The sequence below is a fragment of the Nakamurella sp. GG22 genome (genome assembly GCF_052976845.2).
Genome location: NZ_JBRIIO020000075.1, coordinates 1 through 713, shown reverse-complemented (window position 1 = coordinate 713; position 713 = coordinate 1). Strand labels below are relative to the sequence as shown.

The 713-nt window shown below is 66.8% G+C and carries 1 pseudogene; it reads right to left on the bottom strand.

From position 1 onward, the window contains the following. Positions 1-540, bottom strand: a pseudogene (locus ACVBEQ_RS28055) (hypothetical protein); the annotation flags it as partial. Positions 541-713 lie beyond the last annotated feature (173 nt).

The following is a 713-nucleotide window of genomic DNA, read 5'->3' as shown; positions in this document are numbered from 1 at the left end:
GCGGATCAGTCCTTCGGTGAGGTTCTGGTTGGGGCTGGGGTCCATCGTGGGGGTGCGGGCGGCCAGGGCGAGGGCGAGGTCGCGGGCGTCGTGGAATCCGATGGGCTCGCTGAACGGCACGTAGAGGTGCCTGCCGCGGCTAGGGCTTTCATCGGTGATGACCTGTCCGCCGGCCTGGTGGACCAGGGCGGTGATGGCGGCGGCGTCGCGGTGGACGGCGTCGGGGCCGCCGCGGGAGGTGTCGAGATCGATGACCAGGACGCGGGTGTCGCCGGCGGTGGAGTAGATGGGGACGGCGGCGGGGACTGCGGGTAGGCGGGTGGTGAGTGGTCGTTCCCAGCGGCGGAGGTAGGAGTGGCCGTTGGTGCGGGATTCCCGGACGCGTGGGCGCCCGGCGAGCAGGGGCGCCAGGGTCGCCCACAGTGTTGCGGGTTCGTGGTTGTTGCCGGAACCGGACTGGCCGGTTTTGGTGAGGGCGACACTTGAAGCTTTTTCTGGATCGGGAAATGGGTATGCGTTAGCATCGGAGCTGTCACGCACGACAGACCCTTCGGGGTTAGGCCGGGTTCAGCTGGTAACTGGTCCCGGTCATCAATTTCGACGTCACCCGCCCTGGCACGGGCGGGTTTCGTCGTTTATGGACTTGTGTGCTCGCCGGGTGGGATCGATTCGTGCTCGATGAACCGGGCGCTTAATAGCTTAATCACCGACTG